Origin of the sequence: Streptomyces gardneri (assembly GCF_006539185.1) — a bacterium.
Taxonomy (GTDB): Bacteria; Actinomycetota; Actinomycetes; order Streptomycetales; family Streptomycetaceae; genus Streptomyces; species Streptomyces gardneri.
Genome location: NZ_BJMN01000103.1, coordinates 1 through 6464 on the forward strand (window position 1 = coordinate 1; position 6464 = coordinate 6464).

A 6464-nucleotide genomic window follows, 5' to 3' on the forward strand; every position below is an offset into this window, starting at 1 on the left:
CCCCATTCTGGTCGGCTGGTCCTACGGAGCGATGCTCGCCGTGCACTGGGCCGCCCGGAACCCCGACCGCGTCCTCGGTGTCGTCTCCGTGGACGGCGCCCTGCCCCACTCATGGCTCGACGAGGCCACCAAGGTCCAGGTCCGCAAGCTCTTCCGCCGCCTCAGCCCGCTGTTCCCGGTCGCCCGCCGGATCGGCATGGCCGCACGCATGAGCGCCGAGCAGCACGCCGAGATCAACATCGAGGTCAACGAGCTCTGCGCACCCGCCGCCCTCGACCCCGTCTTCGACCGGCTCACCGTCCCCACCAAGTACGTCCTCGCCACCGGCGGCAACCTCGGCGGCGACCCCAAGCTCATGGAGAAGATCCGCGCCAACCTCACCCCCGTCACCGCCCGCAACCCCCACATCCAGCTCAGCGCGAAGGTCCCCAGCAACCACTCCAAGATCCTCCGCAAGGACTTCCGGGCGGTGGCCGACGCGGCCCGCGAGATCGGCCGGTGAGCAAGCGGCAGGACCCGCCCCTACGGCACGCGCTCCCCGAGCCGCCTCATGGCCCGTTCGAGCTCCCCGCGTGCCCCGATCGGGACGAGAGCGGGCCTCCCGGGCACGCGTACGCCTCCTGTGAGCGCGACCCTCGTCCGGCCGTCGCCCATCGCGTCGGCCGCCATCCCGACGACCAGGAACCGGCTCTGCAGCCAGCCCCAGCCGGGGCGCAGGACGCCGTGGAAGTGGGCGCGCAGGCCGTACCGGCTGCGGGCCAGGGCCTCGACGCGGTCCCCGTCGACACGGAGGACCCGCAGGGATCGCATGTCCGGCTGGAAGTCCCCGAAGCCCCCTTCGAGATCGCCCATCACGCCCCACACCTCGTCGAACGACGAGGGCAGCACCCCCTCGACGACGTGTGCCCCCCGGATCGCGGCCCCCATGACGCGCAGCCGCCCCACGTTGCTCGGTGTCATCCGTTCCACGCCTTTCGGAAACTCTGCCGGGCCCGGTGCAGCCGCGACTTCGCGGTGCCGGCCGGAACGCCGAGCACGGCCGCCGCGGACTCCTCGTCCAGTCCTTCGACATCGCGCAGCACGAGCACGGCGCGATGCTGCGGGGACAGCCGCGAGAGGACGTCGTCGATGTCGGCGGCCAGCTGCGGATCACCCCGCTCCGGTACGTCGGCCAGCTCGGCCGGCCGCGCCCGCGCCGCCCGCTTGGCGACCCGGACCGCCTCGCGTACGGAGATCCCCCGAACCCACCCGTACAGCGCCTCCGGGTCCCGCAGCGACCGCAGCGACGTGAAGACGGCGACCAGTGCCTCCTGGGTGGCGTCCGGGCCGTCGTCGAGCGCGATCGAGCGGCAGATCCGGGCGATGTACGGGGTGAGGTGGTCGAGCAGGTCGTGCAGGGCCAAGGTGTCGCCCCGCCGGGCAGCCCGGGCCAGCGCGACGCCCCGGTCGACGCGCCGTTCGACGCCCCGGTCGGCACCCAGGCCGACACCCCGGCCGACACCCCGATCGGCGTGATCAGCGGGCGGCACGCAGCGCCGCCCATCCGAACACCAGGCACAGAGGCGTGTACAAGAAGGCGTTCAGCCACGGGAACGCCGCACCGGACCCGTCGCGGCCGATCACGATCCACACCAGCCCGACCGCCGCGCGCAGCAGCATCCCGCCGGCGACGGCAGCCGTGACCAGCTGCGCCGTCCTGCCGCCGCGACGACGCACCCGGGCGAACACGGCCAGGGCGGCGAGGCCCTCCAGCGCGGCGAGCGGCAACACGACGGACGGTCCGAAAGAGACGACACTGCCGAGGACCGCGAGCGAGAGCCCCCGCTCGTCGTGGGCCGGCCACGTCAGGCCGGTGGCCCAGTAGACGTGCGCCAGAGCGAGGACGGCGAGCAGCGCCGAGACGGCACGCGCGCCGGTGGCCGTACCGGGCCGCTGGATGTCGATGACCGCCATGGGTCCCCCTCCGAGTCGAGGCCGGCGTCGAGCGCCGACACCCGAAGGAGGAGCCGAAGCACCGGAAGGTTCCCTGTGACCCGCCTCACAGCACCCGCCCGTGCGTACGCGTACGCGCTACACCGGCGTCGCCAGGATGTGCGGAGCCGCCTCCGCGAGGGTGGCGAAGTGCCGGTGCGCGCACGCCACTTGCTCCGGGCCGTTGACCGACCGGACCGTCATCCCCGCGGCGAGACCCGAGCGGACCCCGGAGGGCGCGTCCACGCCCCGGATGCCACGACGAGCCATCCGAGGCGCGACCCCCGGCCGGGACCGGGCTACGACACCGGCCGGTCCCGACCCCGACCGGGACCGGGCTACGACACCGAGGTGAACTTGGTCCCCTCGCCCGCGTACAGCGAGGTCACCGTCTTCGTGAACGGCGCCGACCAGGACCCGGTCCCCAGGAACACGTGCGTCCCCGCCGACCCGTACGCGACGAGGTCCGGCCGGCCGTCGTTGTTCGCGTCGCCGACGCCCACGAGCTGGCTGTAACCGCCCCAGCCCGTACCGATCTTCGTCCGGGCCGCGAACGTCCCGTCGCCCTTCCCGAGGTACAGCCACAGCACCCCGGACGCGTCCCGCGCGACGAGGTCGCCGGCGACACCGCCCGCGATGTTCCCGACGGCCGTCAGCTGGTTGTAGACACCCCAGCCGGGCCCGACCTTCACCCGGCCCGCGTACGGCACCGTGGCGCTGCCCGTGCCCTTGTACAGCCACAGCGCGCCGGAGGCATCGGTGGCGACGAGATCGTCCCTGCCGTCGCCCGTGAGATCCGAACCGGCCGCGAGCTTGTTGTAGACGCCCCAGCCGGGACCGACCTTGGTCCGGGTCCCGAAGGTGCCGTCGCCCTTGCTGATGTAGGTCCACAGCACACCGGCCGTGTCCCGCGCGAGGACGTCACCGGCACCGCTGCCCGCGATGTTCCCGGCCGCCTCGATGACGTTGTACGTGTTCCACCCCGGACCGATCTTCACGCGCGGCTTCGCCGGCGTCACCTGACCGCCCACCGGCGAGTCGAGCAGGTCGTCCCGCCACAGCACGCCCGCCGCGTCCCGCGCGAGCAGGTCGGGCGAGCCGTTGTCGGTGTAGTCGTGTGGGTTGGCCTGCCGGGTCACCTTGAACGTGCCGTTCGCGTACCCCGGGTTCCCGATCCCGTTCGTCGGCGTCGCGACCACGTGCCACTGGTAGTCGCCGTTCGGCGCACTGACCCCGTTGATCAGCCCGTCCCACGTGAGCCGCGCGGGCGCCGACGGCCGGGTCAGACGCTTCGTGAACGTCTTCCCGGTCACGTTGTGCCGCAGGGTCACGTCCAGGTTGACGTTGTACCGCGACAGCTCCCACTCCATGGCCACCTGACCGCCGTTGCGGTCCAGATCGGCCACCGCCGGGACGGTGCTCCGCACCACCTGCGGCGCGGACGTTGCGCCCGGCGTCCGCGCGACGAGCGCGATCTGCGGCCACTCCGCCCCGGTGACCCGGAACAGCCCCTCGCCGTCGGTCGACTTCCCGCCGTGGACGAGGATCGTCCCGTCGGGCGCGGTCGACGAGGACGTGAAGTGGTCGAGCAGCTGGTGCGTCTCGCCCGTGAGGACGTTCTGCGCGGTCAGCGCGTACAGCGGGTTGGCCGTCGGGGCGGTGAGCCCGCCCGGGACGCCGTACAGCACCCAGTCCCCGGAGAAGCCGACGACGACGCCCTTGGAGCCCGCGCCCAGCGAGATGCGCTTGAAGGGCTCGTACGCGCTCCGCTTCTCGATCGCCACCCGCTGGGCGCCGTCCACGTACTCCGTCCACGCGATGTACGAGGGGCTGACCGCGGTCGTGACGGTGGCCGGGTCGAAGGGCAAGAGAGCCCGCTCCTCCTTCAGGAAGCCGCCGCCGAGGTCCACCAGCGCGCGCCGGTAGTACGGTCCGCTGCTGGAGTCCTTCTCGAAGACGACGACCGCGGTGCCGAGCGAGTGCGACAGGACCTTGTAGTCGCGGCCACCGGCGAACGGCGTGAGCTTCTCCTGCTGCTGTACGCCGTTCACGCGGGTCAGCCGGTAGAGGTCCTCACCGCCGTAGGTCGCGTTCGGCACGCTCAGGAAGACCGTCGAACCGGCCGCCCCGGCGACCTTGTAGTCCGTCCCGAGCCCGATCGGCTCGACATAGGTCGAGATCCCGTTCGCGCTCATGTCCCGTAGGACGAAGCGGTACCCCTCGCGGGTGACGATCGTGTCCGAACGGCTCGGGTACGCGAGCGAAGCCGGTACCGGCCACGTTGTGGCGTCGTCGAACGACGTCCACGTCAGCGCGGACCCGCCCGCGCCGTCGTCCTTCGAGGTGAGGAACCCGGTGTTTCCGCCGCTGACGAGCTTCTCGCCCGCCGGGAAGGTGACGTCCGCGTTCGGCGCCACCGGCCCCGCGACCGCGGCCTCGGCGGCCGGCGCGGCGACGGTGACGAGCGTCCCGCCGAGAGCGGTGACGGCGAGCACGGCGGTGACGGCCACGGCGAGCCGGCGGCCGCGTATGTATGCGTGATTCATGGTGCGCATCCCCCCAGGAAAGCGGGCGCGGTGTCACTCAACACCGCGCCCGTTCCTCACGATTGCCTGAAGATCGCAGCGTACGAGATCAAGGTGCACCGACGGTGAACCAGGCTGCCGGGGGGAGCGCGTCCTGCGGGTCAGACGGTCGCGTACGACACGAACGACGCCCAGCTGGCGGGAGCCACGGCCAGTTGGGGGCCGTGGGGGTTCTTGGAGTCGCGGATGTGGATGGCGGTGGGGTGCGCGGCGACTTCGATGCACTCGCCGCCTTCGGGGCCGCTGTAGCTGGACTTGCGCCAGTCGTAGGCGACTTCGATGCAGTTGCCGCCCTCAGGGCCGCTGTAGCTGCTCTTGAACCAGGCCAGATCCGCGGTCTTCATCGTTCTCCCAGCCGTTTCTCGATCCAGTCCAGGGACTCCCGCTTGGTGAGTGCCTGTGATCGCAGGATCCCATAGCGCTCGGAGTACTGGCGTACCTCTTCGGGGTCGGTGATCAGTCGGGCGTGGCCGTAGACCTCGGTGTACGCGACCTCACGCCGCCCCTTTGGGGTCAGCAAGGTGAACGGGCTTCCCAGGTAGGGGTGTTCCTCGCCGTCCTGGGGGAGGATCTGTAGCTCCACCGTGCGTCGTTGGGCCACGTCCAGGATGCGCAGGAGCTGCTCGCGGTGGACCTTCGCTCCGCCGAACGGTCGAAGCAGGACCGCTGCCTCAAGGACGAAGCTGATCGTCGGCACAGGCCATCGGTCGAAGATCGCCTGCCGTGAAATCCGGTCGGCCATGCGCTTCTCGATGGTCGCCTCGTCGAGCATCGGGCGGCTGCGCTCGAAGAGCGAGCTGGCGTAGGCGGGCGTCTGGAGCATGCCCGGCACTGCCTGCACCGCGTAATAGTGCAGAGCCACCGCCTCCGCCTCCGCGCTAGCGAAACTCCTGAACCAATCCGGATGCCGCACCCGCGCCTTCGCCAGCGCCTCCCGCACATCGTCCACCGCCGCCACCAGCACGCCCCCGGCGCCCAGCACCGGATCCGCGCGCAGCAGGAAGTCCGGCTGTGGGATCCGTACTCCCCGTTCGATCGAGGACACCAGGTCCTCGCTGCAATGGGCGATGTCCGCCAGCTCCGCCTGGCTCAGGCCCGCGTTCTTGCGCAGGACCTTGATGATCTTCCCGAGCGCACGAAACAGGTGCGCCGTACCGTCCACCTCGGAGGGCCGTTCGGGCCGCTCCTCCACGTTCCCCGACATCCGTACCGCCTTCTTGGCGTACCCGTACAGTTACTCAGCGTCGTCGCGTCGCTGCTGGTCAGCGTACGGGCGGGGGCCCAGGCTCGGGGGCATGAAGTCCGAAACCACCACCCCAACCGGTGAGTTCACGCTCCGGCTCTCGGCCACGCGCCGGGGCGCACGCCTCGCCCGGCTACTCGCCGTGCAGCAGCTCCACGAGTGGGGAGTGACCGGCCCCGCCGCCGAGGCGGCCGAACTGGTCGTCGCCGAGCTCGCGAGCAACGCCGCCCTTCACGGCCGGGTGCCGGGGCGGGACTTCGAGGTGCGGATGGGGCTGGACGACCACCACGTACGGATCGAACTCTCCGACACGCGCGGCGAGCGTCGCCCGTTACGCGTGGAGAACCCCGACGAGGGCGGCTACGGGCTGCTGCTCGTAGCCGCCCTCGCCACCACCTGGGGTGTGAAGGACCGGTCCGTCGGCAAGACGGTCTGGGCGACCGTCCCGCTGGTCTGTCAGAACAGGGTGAGCCGGCCCGCTCCAAGACTGTTGTAGGCCGTGATGGCCGGCCCGAAGGGGGCCTTCCAGTTGCCGGTCCCCCTGTAGTAGTACAGGTCGCCGGTGCCTGGGTGCTCCGTCAGGAGGTCGGGGCGGCCGTCGCGGTCGGCGTCTCCGAGAGCGATGAACTGGTCGTACATGCCCCAGCCGCTGCCGATCCGGGTCC

The 6464-nt window shown here is 71.4% G+C and carries 9 protein-coding genes and 1 pseudogene; 2 read left to right on the plus strand and 8 right to left on the minus strand.

Annotated features, from left to right (window positions below):
* On the plus strand, positions 1-502 hold a 502-nt coding region (locus SGA01_RS40295; protein ID WP_141303350.1), incomplete at its 5' end, for an alpha/beta fold hydrolase.
* Positions 503-522: 20 nt separating this feature from the next.
* Here the strand turns inward: SGA01_RS40295 and SGA01_RS40300 are convergent.
* The 7 genes from SGA01_RS40300 to SGA01_RS40330 all read right to left on the minus strand — a co-directional run bounded on the left by SGA01_RS40300 (position 523) and on the right by SGA01_RS40330 (position 5760).
* The gene (locus tag SGA01_RS40300; RefSeq protein WP_141303352.1) at positions 523-960 is read right to left on the minus strand and encodes a hypothetical protein; all 438 of its coding nucleotides are present in this window, start codon (positions 958-960) and stop codon (positions 523-525) included.
* Complete coding sequence (locus SGA01_RS40305; protein WP_174867698.1) at positions 957-1481, minus strand: RNA polymerase sigma factor; 525 nt, start codon at positions 1479-1481, stop codon at positions 957-959. The genes SGA01_RS40300 and SGA01_RS40305 overlap by 4 nt, the downstream gene beginning before the upstream one ends.
* A 34-nt stretch (positions 1482-1515) precedes the next feature.
* Positions 1516-1953: a DUF3995 domain-containing protein gene (locus SGA01_RS40310; protein ID WP_141303354.1), complete on the minus strand. Its 438-nt coding sequence runs from the start codon at positions 1951-1953 to the stop codon at positions 1516-1518.
* Between the two features lie 117 nt (positions 1954-2070).
* The gene (locus SGA01_RS40315) at positions 2071-2217 is read right to left on the minus strand and encodes a hypothetical protein (RefSeq protein ID WP_371866330.1); all 147 of its coding nucleotides are present in this window, start codon (positions 2215-2217) and stop codon (positions 2071-2073) included.
* Between the two features lie 92 nt (positions 2218-2309).
* A complete protein-coding gene (locus tag SGA01_RS40320) occupies positions 2310-4517 on the minus strand; it encodes an FG-GAP repeat domain-containing protein (protein ID WP_141303356.1) in 2208 nt (735 codons plus the stop codon).
* A 140-nt stretch (positions 4518-4657) separates the two neighbouring features.
* Positions 4658-4900 carry a DUF397 domain-containing protein gene (locus SGA01_RS40325; protein WP_141303358.1) on the minus strand — a complete coding sequence of 81 codons (243 nt, stop codon included), beginning with the start codon at positions 4898-4900 and terminating at the stop codon, positions 4658-4660.
* Complete coding sequence (locus SGA01_RS40330) at positions 4897-5760, minus strand: helix-turn-helix domain-containing protein (protein ID WP_141303360.1); 864 nt, start codon at positions 5758-5760, stop codon at positions 4897-4899. Before SGA01_RS40330 ends, SGA01_RS40325 begins: the two co-directional genes overlap by 4 nt.
* A gap of 91 nt (positions 5761-5851) precedes the next feature.
* Here SGA01_RS40330 and SGA01_RS40335 point away from each other — a divergent pair, with 91 nt between their 5' ends.
* On the plus strand, positions 5852-6295 hold the full coding sequence (locus SGA01_RS40335) for an ATP-binding protein (protein ID WP_141303362.1): 444 nt from the start codon (positions 5852-5854) through the stop codon (positions 6293-6295).
* Here the strand turns inward: SGA01_RS40335 and SGA01_RS41390 are convergent.
* Positions 6256-6464, minus strand: a pseudogene (locus SGA01_RS41390) (hypothetical protein); the annotation flags it as partial. The gene SGA01_RS40335 and the pseudogene SGA01_RS41390 overlap by 40 nt on opposite strands.

Bases quoted from the DNA above. Each gene is read 5' to 3' on its own strand.
- SGA01_RS40310 (WP_141303354.1), bottom strand. From the start codon at position 1,953: ATGGCGGTCATCGACATCCAGCGGCCCGGTACGGCCACCGGCGCGCGT.
- SGA01_RS40300 (WP_141303352.1), bottom strand. From the start codon at position 960: ATGACACCGAGCAACGTGGGGCGGCTGCGCGTCATGGGGGCCGCGATC.
- SGA01_RS40335 (WP_141303362.1), top strand. From the start codon at position 5,852: ATGAAGTCCGAAACCACCACCCCAACCGGTGAGTTCACGCTCCGGCTC.
- SGA01_RS40330 (WP_141303360.1), bottom strand. From the start codon at position 5,760: ATGTCGGGGAACGTGGAGGAGCGGCCCGAACGGCCCTCCGAGGTGGAC.
- SGA01_RS40325 (WP_141303358.1), bottom strand. From the start codon at position 4,900: ATGAAGACCGCGGATCTGGCCTGGTTCAAGAGCAGCTACAGCGGCCCT.
- SGA01_RS40320 (WP_141303356.1), bottom strand. From the start codon at position 4,517: ATGAATCACGCATACATACGCGGCCGCCGGCTCGCCGTGGCCGTCACC.